The sequence below is a fragment of the Shimia sp. MIT910701 genome, assembly GCF_047126315.1.
GTDB lineage: Bacteria > Pseudomonadota > Alphaproteobacteria > Rhodobacterales > Rhodobacteraceae > Shimia.
In genome coordinates, this window is record NZ_CP138953.1 from 4,377,173 (window position 1) to 4,394,535 (window position 17,363).

Sequence of the window (17,363 nt, forward strand, 5' to 3'; positions counted from 1 at the left end):
GGCCTATTTTGGTGGTGGGACCCACTGATACAACGTGTCGAACTCTTCCTGTCCCGTCACTTCAAACCCGTGCTGGCGATAAAACGCATTGACCGGACTGTCTTTCAACGCCATCAGCCGCACCGGCAGATCCCGCTCGGCTGCATCCCGCAGGACACAGTGTAGGATCAGACTACCAATTCCCCTACCTTGCTGATCCGGCGCGACGTAGAGGTGGTCGAGGTTATAATGATCCCCCCGATCCTTCACTGCAAAGAAACCTAGCAACTGTTTGCCGGACAACACCAGCGTTGTTTCTGCCGGTACAAAACTGTCCAGAAACCGCCGTCGCGCACGTTCTTGATTGAACCGCCCCACCGCTTCTAAACTTGGCCGCATGGCCTCTACCCGCAACTTCGCCAACCGCTTTGCATCGGTGTCTTTGGCACCATCAAATCGAAGGCTGGTCACGTTGGCGCCGCCGCCAAAAGCTCACGTGTGTAATCGGTCTGCGGGTTCTCAAACAGATCCTCAGACGCGCCCGCCTCCACCACATCGCCGGTTTTCATCACCATGATCTTGTGACTCATCGCGCGCACCACATGCAGGTCGTGACTGATAAACAAGTAAGCCAGCCCATATTTCTTCTGCAAATTGCGCAGCAGTTCCACAATCTGAACCTGCACCGTCATATCCAACGCCGAGGTCGGCTCATCCAGCACAACCAGTTTGGGCCGCAATATCATCGCACGCGCGATTGCAATCCGCTGCCGCTGACCACCGGAAAACTCATGCGGATAGCGATCCATCGCCGCCGGATCGAGGCCCACTTCGGTCATGACTTCGCCCACCAGCGTGCGCGTGTCGCGCCCATCCGGATTGCCATGCACGCCCAAACCTTCCGCGATGATCTGCTCACAAGTCATACGCGGGCTCAGGCTGCCAAACGGGTCCTGAAACACAATCTGCATGTCCTTGCGCAGCGCCCGCAGCTCCTTGGTGGTCCACTTGCGCACGTCATGCCCATCAAAGTTGATTTTCCCATCGCTGCTGATCAAGCGCATGATCGCAAGAGCGAGCGTCGTCTTACCCGACCCACTCTCGCCCACAATGCCCAGCGTTTCGCCAGCGCGCACTGACAGGCTGGAGTCGTTCACCGCCTTCACATGGCCAACAGTCCTCTTAAGCAGCCCTTGCTGAATCGGGAACCACACCCGCAGGTTTTCCGTGCTGACAATTTCCTCCGCGCCCGCAGGCACCGGATCAGGCACGCCAGACGCTTGCGCACTCAACAACAGCTGCGTGTAGGGATGCTGCGGATTGTCAAAAATCTCGGACACAGGCCCGGCCTCGACAATCTCACCATCCTTCATAACACAGACCTTATCGGCAATCCGCCGCACCACGCCCAAATCGTGCGTGATGAACAACAGCCCCATGCCCTCGCTTGCCTTCAACTCCGCCAAAAGCTCCAAAATCTGCGCCTGAATGGTCACATCCAACGCCGTGGTCGGCTCATCTGCAATCAAGATGTCCGGCTTGTTGGCCAGCGCCATGGCGATCATCACCCGCTGTCGCTGCCCACCAGACAGCTGATGCGGATACGAACTCAAACGCTGCTCCGCATCGCGCAGACCAACCTTCTGCAAAAGCTCCAGCACCCGCGCACGCGCTTTGTCACCCGTCACACCTTGGTGCAGCGCCAGACTCTCCGCCAACTGCTTGTCAATGGTATGCAGCGGGTTCAGCGAGGTCATCGGCTCCTGAAAGATAAAGCTGATGTCGTTGCCGCGTACCTTGCGCAAAAGCTTGTCGGGCGCGCCCACCATCTCCTGACCTTCGTAAGTCACAGAGCCAGATACTTCAGCACTTCCCGGCAAAAGCGACACCGTCGACAACGCCGTCACCGACTTGCCGGACCCGGACTCGCCCACCAGCGCCACGGTCTCGCCGCGATCCACTGTGAAGGACACGCCTTTGACAGCTTCCATCCGCTGCCCGTCCTGCCGGAAGGCCACGCGCAGGCCTTTGACCTCCAAAACGCTCATGAAAAAGTCTTCCTCGGGTCAAAGGCATCGCGCACGCCTTCAAAGATGAAGACCAGAAGCGACAGCATGATGGCAAAGGTGAAAAACGCGGTGAACGCCAACCAGGGGGCCTGCAGGTTTTGCTTCGCCTGAAGCGTCAATTCCCCAAGACTTGGCGCCGAGGATGGCAACCCAAAGCCCAGAAAATCCAAACCGGCCAAAGTGCTGATCGTCCCTGTCACGATAAACGGCAACATAGTCACTGTCGCCACCATCGCGTTCGGCAACATATGGCGGAACATAATCACCCGGTTGCTCACGCCAAGCGCCTTGGCTGCCCGCACGTACTCCAGGTTGCGCGCTCGCAGAAACTCCGCCCTGACCACGCCCACAAGTGCCGTCCAACTGAACAAAACCGTGAGCAACACAAGCAGCCAGAAACTGCGCCCCAAAATCGCGAACATAATGATGATGATATAGAGGCTCGGCGTCGCGCCCCAGATCTCGATCACACGTTGGAAGATCAAATCCAACCAGCCGCCGAAGTATCCCTGAATGGCCCCCGCTGCGATGCCAATCAAGCTGGCTGCCGTGGTCACCACCAAAGTGAAAATGATCGACAGTCGGAAGCCGTATATCACCCGCGCGACCACATCCCGTTTCCGGTCATCTGTGCCCAGCCAGTTGGTGCCATCCGGTGGCAAAGGCGCCGCACCGGGCCGATCCACCGGTGTGTCATAGCTGTAAGGGATCAGCGGCCACAGCGTCCAACCCTTCTCAAACTCCGCGTGCTCAAAGGTGCCAGCATCGATCTGCTCAAGCATGTCTTCCGGCACGTCAAAACAGTCTTCGATCCCACCTGAGGCAATCAGACATTCCACCACCGGATCATTGTAAACCGCCTCGGTCTTGAAATCGCCGCCAAAGGTGGTCTCGGGATAAAAGTTGAAGATCGGCGTGTAGAACTCACCCTTGTAGTTGATCAGGATCGGTCGATCATTTGCGATAAATTCCGCAAACAGCGACACGCCAAAGGCCACACAGAAGATGATCAGCGACCAGAAGGCCCGGCGGTTGCGCTTGAAATTGTTCCAGCGCCGCTGGTTCAGAGGAGACAACGCCATCAGCCTTCCCTCTTCTCAAAGTCAATGCGGGGATCAACAAACACGTACATCAGGTCCGACAAGATACCGACCACAAGGCCAATCAAGCCAAACACAAACAACGTGCCAAAGATCACCGGATAGTCCCGTGCCACCGCAGCTTCAAAGCCAAGCCTGCCAAGCCCATCCAGCGAGAAGATCGTCTCGATCAAAACAGAGCCGCCAAAGAACACGCCAATGAACACCGCCGGGAAGCCCGCAATCACAATCAGCATGGCGTTGCGGAACACATGGCCGTAGAGCACCCGTTTTTCGGTCAACCCTTTGGCCCGCGCCGTCATCACGTAGTGCTTTTTGATCTCATCCAAAAAGCTGTTCTTGGTCAGCAGGGTCAGTGTGGCGAAGGCCGCAATGGTTGAGGCCAGCACCGGCAAGGTGATGTGCCAGAAGTAATCGAGCACTTTGCCAATCATCGTCAGGTCTTCAAAGTTATCTGAGGTTAACCCCCGTAGCGGGAAGATCTTCCAGTAGGACCCACCGGCAAACAGCACCAACAACATAATCGCAAACAGGAAGCCAGGTATGGCATAACCCACAATGATTGCGCCAGAAGTCCAGGTATCAAACGGCGTGCCATCCTTAACCGCCTTGCGAATGCCCAGCGGAATAGACACCGCATAAGCAATCAGCGTTGCCCAGAGCCCCAGCGTGATCGACACCGGCATCTTTTCCAGCACCAGGTCCACCACGCTGATTTTGCGGAAGTAACTTTCCCCAAAATCGAGCCGCATATAGTTGCCCATCATAGTCAGGAAGCGTTCCAAAGGCGGCTTGTCAAAGCCAAACTCTTTCTCCAGCTCTTCAATGAACTCTTTGGGCAACCCGCGCGCACCCAAGTATTCACTGTCAGAACCAAAGGTCTCCTCCGTCCCGACATCTTCATTGCCACCCGCAAAGCCCGAGAACACGTCGCCCTCACCTTGCATCTGCGCAATGACCTGCTCCACCGGGCCGCCGGGCACAAACTGAACCAAAGTGAAGTTGATGATCATGACCCCAAGCAGCGTTGGGATCACAAGCAACAGCCGTCGGAGGATATAAGCACCCACCGGATTACTTCCTCAGCGCGCCAGAGGCGATCAACGCCTCATGCTTGTCCTTGTTGTACCACCAGAAATCCAACACACCGACCGCATAGGGCGGCAGTTCCTCCGGCCGTTCAAACATATCAAAGTAAGATACCCAGGTTTCCGGCACATAACCGGCATGGGCTATCACGCGTTCATAGCGCAACGCACGATCCAGAGCCATCAAAGCAGTCTCTTCATCCTCACGTGACTTGGTGTCGAGCACCGCATCAATGATCGCATCCACCATTGGGCTGCGCAGCGCGGATGGGTTGTACGAGGACACTTCTGCGGTCTCGGAGCCAAACAACTGCTTCAAACCGGTTCCTGCGGCAGAGAAGGTCAAAATCCGCGTGTGGATCAGGTCATAATCCTTGTCGAGGAACCGCTGCTGGCCTTGTGCACTGTCCACCTTGTCCGCTTTCACGGCAATGCCCCAGTTCGCCAGTGTTTTAACATAGCTCTCAATCGTGGCCAGACGGGTTTCATCCCAAGTGGAAATCACCAGGAAGTCCAACGACATCTGCTTGCCGTCACCGTCTACCATTTGACCCGCGTCGTTGACAGTCCAACCGGCTTTTTCAAAGAGCTTCAGCGCCGCGCGCTTGTTGCGCCGATCAATGGGGTTGGAGGCGTTGGAGGTGTGCGGCATGACCACTTCTTCGGTCAGCATCTCCGGCGGGATCACATCACCCAGCGATTGTAACAATGCCAATTCGTCGCCTTCGGGCACACCCTTGGCTTCCCAATCCTGCCCTTCAACAAAAGAGTTTCGCTGCGTGGTCAGGCTGTATTGCAACGACTCCCGCGTCCACTCAAAGTTAAACGCCAGCGACAGCGCATGACGTACATCGCGGTTGTCCAGAGGCGCCCGCAAAGTGTTGAAGATCACGCCGCTGTTGTTGGGCGCCGTGCCATCCGGCAACGCCTCTTTCTTCACGGTGCCGTTCTGAATGCCCGGGAAATCATACCCCGTCGCCCAGCGCTTGGTGGAGCCTTCGGAGCGGAATGTGAACTCCCCCGCCTTGAACGCCTCAAACTCTGCCGTCGCGTCGGAGAAATACTCAATTCGCACCTTGTCGAAGTTGAAACGCCCGATATTGGCCGGGTGGTCCCAGCCCCAGTAGTTCGGGTTGCGCACATATTCGACGTAGCGGTTAAACTCATAATCGCCAACTTGGTAAGGTCCGGACGCCATTGGCGACAGGATCGACGGCTCGTCCAGTCTTTCGCCGGTTTCTTGATACCAAGCCTCTGAGAAAATCGGCGTACCGCCCACCTGGCTCACCAGGGAGCGCCGCGAAATGCCATCCGCAAAGGTGTATTTGATGGTGTGATCGTCGATTACCTCGACACCGGTGATACGCTCGCTTACGGAACGGGCATAAGAGCGAATACCCTGCTCAAGGAACAGGTTATGTGTGAAGGCCGCGTCTTGTGCCCGCAAAGGCGAGCCATCGCGGAACACAACATCGTCGCGCATGTGGAAGACGCACCATTCTTTGCTCTTCGGATACTCAACTTCTTTCGCAATCAGGCAATAGCTGTCTGTGATCGAATCCGCTGGCGCACCGCCACCCCAAGGCGCTTCGGCAAACATGGCTTCAGCCACCACGCCGGAATACCCTTCCGGATTGCCACGCCAGGCAAACCGGTTGAACCCGTCAAACGACCCGCGCGAACTGATCGTTATGGTCCCACCTTTCGGCGCGTTGGGGTTCACATAGTCAAAATGGGGAAAATCCGCCGGGTACTGCAAATCGCCAAAGAAAGAGTAACCGTGTGAGCGGATGATCTCGTCCTCATTGGCCCAGGCCATGCCTCCACCCAATCCGGCACCAATCGACAAAGCACTCCCACCCATCAATCGCAGCGCCCCGCGGCGATCAAACATTGGCCCGGCAATTTTGATTGTCTTTTCTTTCATTTGGCCCCTCCTGCGCCCGCGCGCTTGTCAGCGGAATACTTCCTTTCAAGCTAAAGGCGGTGGGCAACAACATTCAAGTTCGGAATGTATCAACAGGCCGTGATTCCGCTCAGCGGAGGCAAATTCTTGCTTTTCTTAACACTTTCAAGGCTCTGAACCTCTGGGAGACACCGACAAGCCAACAACTAACGCGCCGCAAAACCGGCATTTCATCACGTTCTGGAATGGAGGGAGATTGGGTGAGAGGCTGGACAACGACCCAAGCGGGGCTCGTTACGGCTGCTTCCTTCCGGATCTGACCGGGTTGGCGAGGCGCTCGCCCGCGCCAACCTCTCAAGAGGCGATATAGGCTGATTGCTGCGGAGATGCAAGCCGACCTGCTCAAATGCCCCCGAAGTTTTCAAAGCTGTTCCATGTCCAGTTCAAAGCGCGCGAATCCGCCATCAACCTCGCCCAGTGCCCGCATCGGCAGCGCCGCAAGATCTACATAGGCCGCCGCGCCCGGACCGGTATCAAACAGAGCCTTCACGCCCGGCATACTGTGCAATCGCCATGTCGCCAGCGTCTCGTCACGCCGTCCAGAAGTCTCCGCGATGTGCTTTGCCAGTACATCCCGCACCCGCGCAGGCGCAATCTCGACGACGTGCCCCTGTGCAACCGCCGGAAAATTACCACCACCGCCACCACGGTAGTCATTGGTGACCAGCAGAAACTCCTGCTCCGGCGCAATCTGCAGCCCGCGCCAACAGATATTGCCCACCCGCCGCGCCTGCGAATTGATCAGACTGCCATCCATTGCATAACGTGCCGGCTGGGACAGATCGACCGTATACGACAGCCCGTAAATGGCCTCCCGATTATAGGTTGGCGTATCCCTGTCGTAGAGAAACTGTCCCGTTTCTCCCACAAACAACTGATTGTAGACAGCACACCCCTTCTCAAGCCACTCCACCACATCGCGCCCACAGGTCCGGATCACGCTGACATGATTGGAATAAGGTTGCATGTCCGCAATCACCCGCGCCGACACCGCGCCCCGTGCCACATCGATATAATGATAGGGGCCAGCCCGTCCGCCGCACTTCAACGGCGCCACGGAAGCTATGAGCGGCATGGTTTCCAACCCACTGCCTGCCAAAGCCCGTCGCGCAAAAGCGAGCTTCGCCTCTGCCACCAGTCGAGACGCGCAATCATCTTTCACCATCGAAAAGTAGCTGGTCACCGGCCCCGCCACCTCACCAATGGTGCGCCGCATATAACGCAGAGTCTGCTGATGCGCGCCGTCTACCGCAGTGACGATCGCCGGCGATTCCACTGGCGCCGCCTTAACTTCGGCACGCAGGTCATGCACCCGCACCTCGTGGTCTGCCACACGCCACCCATCGCCGTCTTGGACCAGCGCCAAATCAATCTGCCCCACGTGGTTGGCATAAACCCCGGGCATCACCGCAGGGGTCCCATGCAGCGTACCACGCACAGGGTCTACCGCCTCACTCACACCAAAGCTTGGCGAGGGAAACACCCGATGCACATGCCCGGCCACCACCGCATCCACACCGTCCAATCCGGCCAGCGGCACCGCTACATTTTCGGTTTCCTCAGCATGTCCGTCATCCCGGATGCCACTATGGGCCAGCGCCACAATCACGTCCGCGCCCTGCCGTCGCAACTCCGCCACCTGCCGCCGCGCAGCCGCCATCATGTCCTCGGCCACCAGACGCCCGGCAATACGCAACGCGTCCCAGGTCACCACCTGTGGCGGCAAAACCGAAAACACGCCAATTTGCAACTCATGTAAATTGCCGCGCTGATCTGCGACTTTGCGAGGCAACACCACATGTGGCCGCCACAAATCCGCATACACCGACGCATCCCGATCCCGGCTCAAATGCAAGTTGGCGCACAGAACTGGCGACCGCAGCGCCTTCAACGCTGCTTGCACGTCCTCGGCGGGCATATTGAACTCGTGGTTGCCCAATCCAATCGCATCATAGCCAAGCGCATTCATCGCGGCGACAACCGGATTGTCCGCGCCAACGCCTGCGCCGCCCTCATAAGGGTCGGCGATCGCCGCGCCCTCAAGGAAATCGCCATTGTCAAATACCAGCGTCGCCGGAACCTCTGCTCGCGCAGCCGCAATCACAGAGGCCGCCCGCGCCAACGATCCCAGCTCTGTCGCGCTGTCCTTGCTGTAATCGTAGTCCAGCAACGTGGCATGCACATCACTGGTCGCCATGATGCGCAGAGCAACACGCGCTCCATCAGCCCCTTTCAGGCGTGTATTTGACACAACAGTTCCTTAGGTTCATTCCGGCGCCTAGAGGGGACAAAATCCACGTCACCACAGCACAGAGGCCGCCCCTAGTCAGGCCCAGTGTGCGCACTTTTAGAATGATTGCAAATCACAAACTACCGCCGCAACGCTCCGTCACCACATACGCACAACCTGTCTAACTGCGATGGGAGATGTGATTGCAGCCCGCCGCGCAACGTGCCACCTCTGTGCCAACAGGAGAGCACTATGCGACACGCCGAAACCGTTACCTTCGGGGGCTCCGCCCTCAACCGCGCCGCCGAAATCCGTGGGGAAGACGCCAACGCCCGCGTTACACATCCCGACAGCCGCAGCATCGTCCTCTGGCGCGGCAAGCCGCTGTTTTGTGGGGAAAACTGCGACCAATTGGTCTACCTCCCGACCAGTCACCCGCTGTTTGAAGAGGCCAAGGAGCCGCCGGTCCCGCCCATTTTTCTGGGCCTCTCAGAGGACGGCAGCGCGCTCTACGCCCATGACATTTCCGCCTGGACACCACCGGAACTGGACGAGGCCCACCTCCAGCAATTCTTTGACCCAACGCACCAGCATCACCCGATGCTGCCGGCTGATCACCTGTTTGCTGAGTTACGTGGCGTCATGGCCCACCTCAATCCCCGCGACGCCGAACTGGCGGCCACCGCGCGCTCGATATTTGCCTGGCATCGCTCACACCGTTTCTGCTCCAACTGCGGCGACGAGAGCCGCATGGCCCAGTCCGGCTGGCAGCGCGATTGCCCCGCCTGCAACACCTCCCACTTCCCCCGCACCGATCCGGTGGTGATCATGCTCATCACCAAAGGCAACAAAGTGCTGATGGGCCGCTCTCCCGGATGGCCGGAAGGCATGTACTCACTGCTTGCAGGGTTTGTGGAACCAGGCGAAACACTCGAAGCTGCGGTCCGTCGTGAGGTCTTTGAAGAGGCCGGCGTCCGCGTCGGCGCTGTATCCTACCTCGCCAGCCAACCCTGGCCATTTCCCTCGTCCCTGATGTTTGGCTGCGCCGGTAAAGCGCTGGACGACACCATCACGCTGGATCCCAATGAAATTGAGGACGCGCTCTGGATCAGTCGCGAAGACATGCTCACTGTGTTTTCCGGCCAACACCCAACACTGAAACCTGCGCGCAAAGGCGCCATTGCCCACTTCCTCCTGCGGAACTGGCTTGCGGACAGGCTCGAATAACGCGACTATTACCGCAAAATAACAGCAGACGCAGAGGCACCATGGAACTCACCGGCAGAGAAGACGTCGACATCCCAATTGCACAGGCATTTGATTTGCTGACGGATGTTGAAGTGTACGAACGCTCCGCCCTGCGTCGCGGCGCAGAGGTCACCCGCGTTGACTCTCTGGCCCGCCCCGGCGTGGGCGCAAAATGGGAAGTCGGCTTCCAGTTTCGAGGCAAAGCCCGGGAGTTGGATCTGGAAATGACCGGATTTGACGCTCCCAACGAGGTTGAGATGAAAGCCATCCTGCAAGGGCTGGAAACCGACATCAAGATCGAACTTGTCGCATTGTCGCGCACCCGCACCCGCATCCAGTTCTGGTCGGGCATGCGCGCAAACAGCCTCTCTGCCCGTCTGCTTCTGCAATCTCTGAAACTGGCCCGCAGCTCGCTGAACAAGCGCATGGCCAAACGCATGGCCACCATGCGCGACGATCTGGAAGACCGCTATTCGCGCATGGCGTAGGGCCTTTTAGTGATTTAAAGCTGTTGCGCCCAAAACACTTCAGCACCACACTCTCAAAAGTTGAGTGTGAGTGAAGGTGCGATGTCGGCGTCAAACTACAAGCCAATCTGGCACACTGCCTTGGAATATGCGCCGTCCGCAGCTTTCCTCGCAGCATTCATGCTCTCAGACGACTTACGTATTGCAGGCTGGAGCGGAGCAGGCTGTGCGCTTCTAACCTGTTTCGCTTACGCGCGGCGCACTGTTTCACCGCACAGTCTGTTCTTGGGTATAAACCTTTACTTATTGATGATCACGCCGGTCATCGAAGGACTGTACGCCGCTAACTGCGCTAGCTGGGCATCGGCCTTAAGTGAATGCGCGCGGCCTTTGGTGTTTCTGTCCATCTTCCTGACGGGGAGCGTTTTGTCCTTGCGCGCACCAACGGGATTTCTCTTGGCGCCACAGGTCGACGACACGGCGGTAAAAAGAACAAACACTCTGCTGCTCATCGCGAGCGGTACAGCCGCAGCTTGGGCTCTAGTGTACGACCACAACGCTGCGCTGCAATTGGCAGTGCCTATGACACTCCTGTTCGCACTTCATCGCACACTCAAATCGCGCGCAGGCCAACAGCCTACCGAACCGCGTCCCGTTCCGCAGGATACACGCCCAGAATAGACACATTGGTTGTGAAATATCGAAGTTCATCCATCGCCAACTGCACGGAGCGATCCTCTGGATGGCCTTCGATGTCCGCATAAAACTGCGTCGCGGTGAAGCTGCCGTTGACCATATAGCTTTCCAGCTTGGTCATGTTGATCCCATTGGTGGCAAAGCCACCCATCGCCTTGTACAGCGCCGCCGGGATGTTACGCACCTCAAAAACAAAAGTTGTCATCATCTTATGATCTGTGCGACGGGCATAGTCCGGCTCGCGCGACATGATCATGAAGCGCGTCGTGTTGTGGCCGTGGTCTTCCACGTCGCGCGCCAACACGTCCAACCCGTAAATCTCCGCCGCCAGTTCAGACGCCAGCACCCCTTCGTTGCGCGTCTTATGGTCCGCCAATTCCCGCGCGGCACCTGCGCTGTCAGCCGCAGGATAGCCCTTCATGCCATGCGTTTTCAGGAAGGTGGCCGACTGTGGCAACAACACCAAATGCGCCCGCACCGTGTCGATCTCATCCATTGGCACACCGGGTAAGCCCATCAGGCTGATGCGCACCCGCACAAAGGCCTCGTCGATGATGTGCAGTCCGCTTTCTGGCAACAACCGGTGAATGTCCGCAACACGCCCATAGGTCGAGTTCTCGATTGGCAACATGGCCAGATCCGCCTGACCACTTTTCACCGCGTCAATCACCTCCTCAAAGGTGCGGCACGGCATCGCCTCCATCTCCGGCCGCGCTTTGCGACAAGCTTCGTGAGAGTAAGCGCCTGCTTCCCCCTGAAAGGCGATACGGTTGGTCTTTTGGTCCATCTTGCCCCTTTTCTCCCCCAAATTTGCAGAAGTTTCCGCAATGGGGGCGTTTGGTCGCGGTAACTATACCTTGCGTTCGCTTAGGGGAAGCGGATAGATAGCCGACAAACGCCACGATATGGAAACGTAGCATGTTCGACACGATGACAATGACCAAAGTGGTAGGGGCTCTCTGCGGCTCCCTACTGGTATTTCTGCTTGGCGGCTGGGCCGCCGAATCCCTTTATCATACCGGCCCTAAAGGCCATGGGGATGATCACGCCAAACAGGCTTACGTGATTGAAGTGGAAGGCGGCGACGACGCTGGTGCCGCAGAAGAAGAAGGTCCATCGTTGGAAGAACTGCTGGCGGCCGCTGACGTGGACAAAGGTGCCAAAGTCTTCAGCAAATGTAAAGCCTGCCATAAGCTGGATGACGGCGCCAACGGCACCGGCCCACACCTCTATGGTGTTGTGGACCGCGCGGTGGATTCTGTTCCCGGCTTTAACTACTCCGGCGCTCTGATTGCGGTGGCGGACACATGGTCCAATGAAAACCTCGACGGTTTCCTGGCCAACCCAAAAAGCTTTGCCCCCGGCACCAAGATGTCCTTCTCCGGTCTGAAAAAGGCCAAGGACCGCGCCAACCTGATTGCCTACCTGGCGACCATCGGCGGCTAAGCCTTACTGGCTTTGAGAATTTGGAAAGACCGCAGCATAGCCTGCGGTCTTTTTCTTTTGGTCTTCTGCCTAGGCTTGTGTGAGCACGCCGTCTGTGGCCCAGACCATCTGCGCATCGGTCTCTACCGCACAGGGCCGCACCGCACGCAACCGCTGCAACGCCTCCTCTGCAGCCATCCCTGTCTCAATCATCAGCCGCAGCATCAACATCCCGGATCGTCCACACCCACCGCGACAATGCACCAGAACACGCCCGCCCGCCCGCAACTGCTGCCCTACCTGCTCTGACACACCGGCCCACTGCGCCTGCATATCATCCTCCGGCACGCCAAAATCGCGAATCGAAAAATGCACCCAGCAGATGGCGGCATCCCGCAAAGCGCCCGGCAGCGCCTCAGCCCCAAAGGTCTGCATTTCTTCAGTCTCTGTCGCGCTCACCACTAGGGTTGCGCCCCACTGGGCGATTGCATCCACATCGGCTTGCAAATCGCCTTCCGCACCAGGCACAGGCGCCAACGCCAAGTGGCCATTTCCAACGGACACCGCAAAAACCTCATACCCCATTTCATCCCCCTTATTCCTAGACGCCAACGGCGCATTTGCGGCGCGCATCCTGCGCCTGCTCCCTGCTTATCCGGTGGACGCGCCGCCTCCGCCCGCTTAACCTGCGCCAGACCACGGACAGGGGCCAGCCGAATCTGCGTCCCCGCAACTTTCAGGACGGCCATGACTGACACTCCCGACACCGCCTATCAGGTTCTCGCGCGCAAATACCGCCCCGAAACCTTTGCGGATCTTGTCGGGCAGGACGCCATGGTGCGCACTCTTAAAAACGCCTTTGAGGCGGACCGCATTGCGCAGGCTTTTGTCATGACCGGTATCCGCGGCACCGGCAAAACCACCACCGCGCGGATCATCGCCAAAGGCATGAACTGCATCGGCCCGGATGGCGGCTCCGGCCCAACCACCGAGCCTTGCGGCGTCTGTGAACACTGCACCGCCATCATGGAAGGGCGCCACGTCGACGTGATGGAGATGGACGCCGCCTCGCGCACCGGTGTGAACGACATCCGCGAAATCATCGACTCTGTGCACTACCGGGCGGCTTCGGCACGCTACAAGATCTACATCATCGATGAGGTGCACATGCTCTCCACCAGCGCGTTCAACGCGCTGCTCAAGACGCTGGAAGAGCCCCCCGCCCACGTGAAATTCATCTTCGCCACCACCGAGATCCGCAAAGTCCCCGTGACCGTGCTGTCTCGTTGCCAACGGTTTGACCTGCGCCGGATCGAGCCCGAAGACATGATCGGCATGCTCAGCCGCATCGCCACTTCTGAGGGCGCGGAGATCGCCGACGATGCACTAGCGCTGATCACTCGTGCTGCCGAGGGCTCGGCACGGGACGCAACCTCGCTCTTGGACCAAGCCATCTCCCACGGCGCCGGCGAAACCACTGCCGATCAGGTCCGCGCCATGCTGGGGTTGGCCGACCGTGGCCGCGTGCTCGATCTGTTCGACATGATCTTGCGCGGCGACGCCGGTGGCGCGCTCAACGAGCTCTCCGCGCAATACGCCGTCGGGGCTGATCCCATGGCCATCCTGCGCGACTTGGCCGAGATCACCCATTGGGTCTCTGTGGTGAAGATCACGCCAGAAGCCGCAGAAGACCCCACCGTTAGCCCCGATGAACGCGCCCGGGGTCAGGCCATGGCCACAGACCTGCCGATGCGCGTGCTCACCCGCATGTGGCAAATGCTGCTAAAGGCGCTCGAAGAAGTGGCCGCGGCCCCCAACGCGATGATGGCCGCCGAAATGGCGATCATTCGCCTCACACACGTCGCCGACCTGCCCAGTCCCGAAGAGCTGGTGCGCAAACTTCAAGACACGCCCCCTCCCCCAACGCCCCCCAACGGCGGTGGCGGCTATGGCGGTGGGCCGGGCGCCGGCAGCCCCAATGCCCAGGGCGGCCCGATGGGCGGCGGCAATGGCCCTATGCATGGCGCGCCAACAGCCCACGCCGGCGGCGGCACCGTGACAGCGCTGGCCGTGCAAAACGACCAAGCGCTGGCCAAATACCCCACCTTTGAACATGTTGTCGAACTGGTGCGTCAACGCCGAGACGGCGTGCTGCGCGTGCATGTCGAAGAATACGTGCGCCTCGCCAACTATCAGCCGGGCCGCATCGAGTTTGAACCCGCTCCGGGCGCACCGAAAGACCTAGCCCAAAAACTCGGCAGTCAGCTGCAACGCTGGACCGGCACCCGCTGGGCGGTGATTCTGGTGAACGAAGGCGGCGCGCCTTCCATCGCCGAAGTCCGCGATGCCGCCGAAAACGAAATGCGCGAACAGGCGCTTGGCCACCCTCTGGTGCAGGCCGTGATGGAAGCGTTTCCGAAATCCAAAATAACCGACATTAAGTCCAGGCAAGAGATCGCCAATGAAGTGATGGCTGAAGCTCTCCCAGAAGTCGAAGACGAATGGGACCCATTTGAAAGTGACTAACCAAATAATCAATTGTAATTCTGGTATTTCCAAAATCCTTTTGTCAGCACTGCTTTTCTTATCCGTAGCCGGAGCACAAAAAGTATTGGCGCAAGACACTCAGACAGCCGGTTTTGACCGCGTTAAGATCGCCAAGCTCGTCCAATCAAACACTCGCGACTATTTCTTATCGGTCGCATCTGAGAACCCAGAAGTTTCGTTGAAGTACATTTCTAAGGCGACACTTCAGAAAATTTCAGAAGAGAAGTTTCTCGGGTTCCAGACAGCCCTAATAGATAAGGGCCTAGACTTCGCCGCTCTCCGCCCCTTGGCCGTCAAATACTACGAAGACCCAAAAGATCAAACTCCCGGCATGTATGCCGCGATAGATTTTTCCAGCCCGTCAAATGCCACTGCTTACGCTTGTGGTTTCGTCGTCTGGCGCTTGCAACCTGGGCCGCCGCGTATCAACCGAGTGGAAATTGCATTTCTCCCAGAGCATGTTCTTACAATGCTGGACCGGGCGCAGTTCAAATCTTGGACTGAGAAAGCAAAATGCCGTCGCGCCATCAGCCCTAGTGTGCTGCCTTCGTCTTGAGCTGTAGTGGGTCTCTCTTGTAACCAAAGGCCGCGGCTCGTATCTACACTTCCAATAGAAACTTAGGAGAGACCCAATGCTCAAAGGACTCGGCAATCTCGGCGACATGGCCGGCATGATGAAAAAAGCCCAGGAAATGCAGACCCGCATGACCGACATGCAGGACGAGCTGCACAACATCATGGTGGTTGGCGAAAGCGGCGCCGGTCTGGTGAAAGCCACCGCCTCTGCCAAAGGCGAGCTGAAAGCACTGGACATCGATCCGTCGATCTTCAACGGCGACGACAAGGAAGTGGTCGAAGACCTGATCCTCGCGGCCATCAAAGACGCGCAAACCAAGGCCAGCGACCGCGCGCAAGAAGAGCTTGGCAAAATTACCTCCGAGCTGGGTCTGCCAGCGGACATGAAACTGCCGTTCTAAGAGACGTGTGTTCCGGGTTGGTTCTTGCTATAGTCCAGCAAAAGCCATGCCAGAAAAGGCCCGGACATGAGCAGTTCCGAAATTGATACATTGATAGAGATGATGGCCAAGCTGCCCGGGCTTGGCCCCCGCTCTGCCCGGCGCGCGGTGTTGCATTTGATCCGCAAACGCGCGTTGTTGCTCACCCCGCTATCTGACGCCATGTTGCAGGTCGCCGCCACCGCGCGCGAATGCCTGAACTGCGGCAACGTGGGCACCTCTGACATCTGCGATATCTGCGCTTCTGAGAAACGCGCCACCGGCGTACTCTGCGTGGTCGAAGACGTTGCCGACCTCTGGGCCATGGAACGTGCCCAAGTGTTTGACGGCCGCTACCACGTGCTGGGCGGCACACTCTCCGCTCTGGAAGGCGTTGGCCCCGAGGAGCTCTCCATCCCGCGTCTGATGGACCGTGTGGTGAGTGAGAACATCACCGAGGTCATCCTCGCCCTCAATGCCACCGTAGATGGCCAAACCACGGCGCACTACATCGCCGACCAATTGGAAGACCAAGTACGCCTGACGTCCCTGGCCCAGGGCGTGCCGGTTGGCGGCGAGTTGGACTACCTGGACGAAGGCACCATCAGCGCCGCCCTGAGCGCTCGTAAAACACTCTGACACACCGCCAAAAGAAAAGGCCGCGCTGACACAGCAGCACGGCCTCAATTCTTGGTTTTCGCAGCGCTTAGCGCGGCTGCTCTTCTTCGTCGCCACCTGGCAGGTTGAAGAAGCTGTCCGCATCCGCGAACTCGTCATCAGACCGGGTATCGCTTTCGTCTTCGTCGTCATCCGCCAGCGAGAAGGCTTCCAGTCCTTCAATTGCAGAAGGCATCTTCGGCTCGGCTTCCATCTCCAGCGACTGCTCAGTGGACACCAGTTTACGGCGCTCATCGTCGGTCATCACAACGCCTTCAGCAGCGCGCTTCGCAGCGGCCTTCTGAACGGCTGTATCGAGCTCGGACTGCTTACACAGACCCAGAGCCACCGGATCAATTGGCTGAATGTTGGCGATGTTCCAGTGCGTGCGCTCACGGATCGCCTGAATGGTTGGCTTGGTGGTGCCGACCAGCTTGCTGATCTGACCGTCAGACAGCTCCGGGTGGAACTTCACCAGCCACAGGATCGACGCCGGGCGGTCCTGACGCTTGGACAGCGGCGTGTAACGCGGACCACGGCGCTTTTCTTCGCCGGACGCCGCTGCGTTGAACTTCAGCTTCATCTTGTGCAGCGGGTTGTTTTCCGCCGTGTCAATTTCGGACTGAACCAGCTGGTTGTTGGCCACCGGGTCAAAGCCCTTCACGCCCGCAGCCACATCACCATCTGCGATGCCCTGAATTTCCAGCTCGTGCATGCCAACAAAATCCGCGATCTGTTTGAAGCTGATCGTGGTGTTGTCCACCAGCCAGACGGCGGTGGCTTTCGGGTGCAGCAGCTTGGCCATATCTCTACTCCTTACGACGTTTTTCCCCGGTAAAAGATACAGATTTCCCGTCGTCTGACTTTTGTCAGACGGCACCGATGGTCTGGTGCGG

General features: G+C 58.4%; 17 protein-coding genes and 1 other RNA gene. 7 read left to right on the plus strand and 11 right to left on the minus strand.

Annotated elements, in window-relative coordinates; translation table 11 throughout:
* Window positions 1-3 precede the first annotated feature (3 nt).
* The 7 genes from SIB38_RS21435 to SIB38_RS21465 all read right to left on the minus strand — a co-directional run bounded on the left by SIB38_RS21435 (window position 4) and on the right by SIB38_RS21465 (window position 8,453).
* The gene (locus tag SIB38_RS21435) at window positions 4-450 is read right to left on the minus strand and encodes a GNAT family N-acetyltransferase (RefSeq protein WP_412551006.1); all 447 of its coding nucleotides are present in this window, start codon (window positions 448-450) and stop codon (window positions 4-6) included.
* A complete protein-coding gene (locus SIB38_RS21440; RefSeq protein WP_294112895.1) occupies window positions 447-2,027 on the minus strand; it encodes an ABC transporter ATP-binding protein in 1,581 nt (526 codons plus the stop codon). Before SIB38_RS21440 ends, SIB38_RS21435 begins: the two co-directional genes overlap by 4 nt.
* Window positions 2,024-3,130: an ABC transporter permease gene (locus SIB38_RS21445; RefSeq protein ID WP_294112893.1), complete on the minus strand. Its 1,107-nt coding sequence runs from the start codon at window positions 3,128-3,130 to the stop codon at window positions 2,024-2,026. Before SIB38_RS21445 ends, SIB38_RS21440 begins: the two co-directional genes overlap by 4 nt.
* Window positions 3,130-4,218 carry a microcin C ABC transporter permease YejB gene (locus SIB38_RS21450; protein WP_168591463.1) on the minus strand — a complete coding sequence of 363 codons (1,089 nt, stop codon included), beginning with the start codon at window positions 4,216-4,218 and terminating at the stop codon, window positions 3,130-3,132. The genes SIB38_RS21445 and SIB38_RS21450 overlap by 1 nt, the downstream gene beginning before the upstream one ends.
* Before the next feature lie 4 nt (window positions 4,219-4,222).
* Window positions 4,223-6,163, minus strand: a complete 1,941-nt coding sequence (locus SIB38_RS21455; RefSeq protein ID WP_412551007.1) for an extracellular solute-binding protein — start codon at window positions 6,161-6,163, stop codon at window positions 4,223-4,225.
* A 237-nt stretch (window positions 6,164-6,400) separates the two neighbouring features.
* An RNA gene (gene ffs, locus SIB38_RS21460) (signal recognition particle sRNA small type) lies at window positions 6,401-6,499 on the minus strand.
* Between the two features lie 64 nt (window positions 6,500-6,563).
* Entirely contained in the window at window positions 6,564-8,453 is a 1,890-nt protein-coding gene (locus tag SIB38_RS21465; protein WP_294112889.1) for a bifunctional 2',3'-cyclic-nucleotide 2'-phosphodiesterase/3'-nucleotidase, read from the minus strand.
* A gap of 231 nt (window positions 8,454-8,684) precedes the next feature.
* Here SIB38_RS21465 and nudC point away from each other — a divergent pair, with 231 nt between their 5' ends.
* On the plus strand, window positions 8,685-9,659 hold the full coding sequence (nudC, locus tag SIB38_RS21470) for an NAD(+) diphosphatase (protein ID WP_412551008.1): 975 nt from the start codon (window positions 8,685-8,687) through the stop codon (window positions 9,657-9,659).
* A 41-nt stretch (window positions 9,660-9,700) separates the two neighbouring features.
* Window positions 9,701-10,168 carry an SRPBCC family protein gene (locus tag SIB38_RS21475; protein WP_294112885.1) on the plus strand — a complete coding sequence of 156 codons (468 nt, stop codon included), beginning with the start codon at window positions 9,701-9,703 and terminating at the stop codon, window positions 10,166-10,168.
* A 278-nt stretch (window positions 10,169-10,446) separates the two neighbouring features.
* On the opposite strand, the gene SIB38_RS21480 is transcribed toward SIB38_RS21475, so the two are convergent.
* Together SIB38_RS21480 and SIB38_RS21485 are read right to left on the minus strand one after the other, a co-directional pair.
* Window positions 10,447-10,647 (minus strand): hypothetical protein, encoded by a 201-nt coding sequence (locus SIB38_RS21480; protein ID WP_294112883.1) that lies wholly within the window; start codon window positions 10,645-10,647, stop codon window positions 10,447-10,449.
* Window positions 10,648-10,784: 137 nt separating this feature from the next.
* Window positions 10,785-11,630 (minus strand): prephenate dehydratase, encoded by an 846-nt coding sequence (locus SIB38_RS21485; protein WP_412551009.1) that lies wholly within the window; start codon window positions 11,628-11,630, stop codon window positions 10,785-10,787.
* Between the two features lie 131 nt (window positions 11,631-11,761).
* On the opposite strand from SIB38_RS21485, the gene SIB38_RS21490 reads away from it, so the two are divergent.
* Window positions 11,762-12,289, plus strand: a complete 528-nt coding sequence (locus tag SIB38_RS21490; protein ID WP_294112880.1) for a c-type cytochrome — start codon at window positions 11,762-11,764, stop codon at window positions 12,287-12,289.
* Between the two features lie 69 nt (window positions 12,290-12,358).
* On the opposite strand, the gene SIB38_RS21495 is transcribed toward SIB38_RS21490, so the two are convergent.
* Window positions 12,359-12,853 carry a dual specificity protein phosphatase family protein gene (locus SIB38_RS21495; protein WP_294112878.1) on the minus strand — a complete coding sequence of 165 codons (495 nt, stop codon included), beginning with the start codon at window positions 12,851-12,853 and terminating at the stop codon, window positions 12,359-12,361.
* A gap of 162 nt (window positions 12,854-13,015) precedes the next feature.
* Here SIB38_RS21495 and SIB38_RS21500 point away from each other — a divergent pair, with 162 nt between their 5' ends.
* From SIB38_RS21500 to recR, 4 genes are all read left to right on the plus strand, one after another.
* Window positions 13,016-14,794 carry a DNA polymerase III subunit gamma/tau gene (locus tag SIB38_RS21500; RefSeq protein WP_412551010.1) on the plus strand — a complete coding sequence of 593 codons (1,779 nt, stop codon included), beginning with the start codon at window positions 13,016-13,018 and terminating at the stop codon, window positions 14,792-14,794.
* Window positions 14,781-15,371: a hypothetical protein gene (locus SIB38_RS21505; protein ID WP_412551011.1), complete on the plus strand. Its 591-nt coding sequence runs from the start codon at window positions 14,781-14,783 to the stop codon at window positions 15,369-15,371. Before SIB38_RS21500 ends, SIB38_RS21505 begins: the two co-directional genes overlap by 14 nt.
* A 76-nt stretch (window positions 15,372-15,447) precedes the next feature.
* On the plus strand, window positions 15,448-15,792 hold the full coding sequence (locus SIB38_RS21510; RefSeq protein ID WP_168591473.1) for a YbaB/EbfC family nucleoid-associated protein: 345 nt from the start codon (window positions 15,448-15,450) through the stop codon (window positions 15,790-15,792).
* A 66-nt stretch (window positions 15,793-15,858) separates the two neighbouring features.
* Window positions 15,859-16,449 (plus strand): recombination mediator RecR, encoded by a 591-nt coding sequence (recR, locus tag SIB38_RS21515; RefSeq protein WP_294112870.1) that lies wholly within the window; start codon window positions 15,859-15,861, stop codon window positions 16,447-16,449.
* Window positions 16,450-16,516: 67 nt separating this feature from the next.
* On the opposite strand, the gene SIB38_RS21520 is transcribed toward recR, so the two are convergent.
* Window positions 16,517-17,272 carry a DUF1013 domain-containing protein gene (locus tag SIB38_RS21520; RefSeq protein ID WP_294112869.1) on the minus strand — a complete coding sequence of 252 codons (756 nt, stop codon included), beginning with the start codon at window positions 17,270-17,272 and terminating at the stop codon, window positions 16,517-16,519.
* Window positions 17,273-17,363 lie beyond the last annotated feature (91 nt).

Bases quoted from the DNA above. Each gene is read 5' to 3' on its own strand.
- SIB38_RS21440 (WP_294112895.1), bottom strand. From the start codon at position 2,027: ATGAGCGTTTTGGAGGTCAAAGGCCTGCGCGTGGCCTTCCGGCAGGAC.
- SIB38_RS21445 (WP_294112893.1), bottom strand. From the start codon at position 3,130: ATGGCGTTGTCTCCTCTGAACCAGCGGCGCTGGAACAATTTCAAGCGC.
- SIB38_RS21455 (WP_412551007.1), bottom strand. From the start codon at position 6,163: ATGAAAGAAAAGACAATCAAAATTGCCGGGCCAATGTTTGATCGCCGC.
- nudC (WP_412551008.1), top strand. From the start codon at position 8,685: ATGCGACACGCCGAAACCGTTACCTTCGGGGGCTCCGCCCTCAACCGC.
- SIB38_RS21475 (WP_294112885.1), top strand. From the start codon at position 9,701: ATGGAACTCACCGGCAGAGAAGACGTCGACATCCCAATTGCACAGGCA.
- SIB38_RS21485 (WP_412551009.1), bottom strand. From the start codon at position 11,630: ATGGACCAAAAGACCAACCGTATCGCCTTTCAGGGGGAAGCAGGCGCT.
- SIB38_RS21490 (WP_294112880.1), top strand. From the start codon at position 11,762: ATGTTCGACACGATGACAATGACCAAAGTGGTAGGGGCTCTCTGCGGC.
- SIB38_RS21495 (WP_294112878.1), bottom strand. From the start codon at position 12,853: ATGGGGTATGAGGTTTTTGCGGTGTCCGTTGGAAATGGCCACTTGGCG.
- SIB38_RS21500 (WP_412551010.1), top strand. From the start codon at position 13,016: ATGACTGACACTCCCGACACCGCCTATCAGGTTCTCGCGCGCAAATAC.
- SIB38_RS21510 (WP_168591473.1), top strand. From the start codon at position 15,448: ATGCTCAAAGGACTCGGCAATCTCGGCGACATGGCCGGCATGATGAAA.
- recR (WP_294112870.1), top strand. From the start codon at position 15,859: ATGAGCAGTTCCGAAATTGATACATTGATAGAGATGATGGCCAAGCTG.
- SIB38_RS21520 (WP_294112869.1), bottom strand. From the start codon at position 17,272: ATGGCCAAGCTGCTGCACCCGAAAGCCACCGCCGTCTGGCTGGTGGAC.